This is a genomic window from Psychrobacter sp. 16-MNA-CIBAN-0192 (genome assembly GCF_040309565.1).
In the GTDB taxonomy this organism is placed as follows: domain Bacteria; phylum Pseudomonadota; class Gammaproteobacteria; order Pseudomonadales; family Moraxellaceae; genus Psychrobacter.
On the sequence record NZ_JBEOOX010000147.1, the window covers coordinates 1 to 281 of the forward strand.

The 281-nt window shown below is 34.2% G+C and carries 1 protein-coding gene; it reads left to right on the forward strand.

Features of this window, described 5'->3' with window-relative positions:
• Positions 1 to 72: 72 nt before the first annotated feature.
• A partial coding sequence (locus AAEY78_RS12695; protein ID WP_502943767.1) for an alanine:cation symporter family protein occupies positions 73 to 281 on the forward strand: 209 nt, incomplete at its 3' end.

The window sequence follows — 281 nt, forward strand, 5'->3', positions numbered from 1 at the left end:
TAATAAAAATAACCAAACATCTAATAATTATAATATTCGACATAAGTCATTACTCATTATGAGGTTTTTTACATGGAAGCAGTCACGCAATTTGTCAGTATGATTAACAGTATAGTATGGGGCGTTCCCATGCTGATTTTGATTTTAGGAGTAGGGCTGTTTCTGTCGATAGGCTTAAAATTTATGCCTATTTTAAAGCTGAATCGAGGTTTTAAATTATTATGGTCGGGTCGTCAGGTTACTGATGAAAGTGAAAAAGGTGATGTCAGTCCGTTTAATGC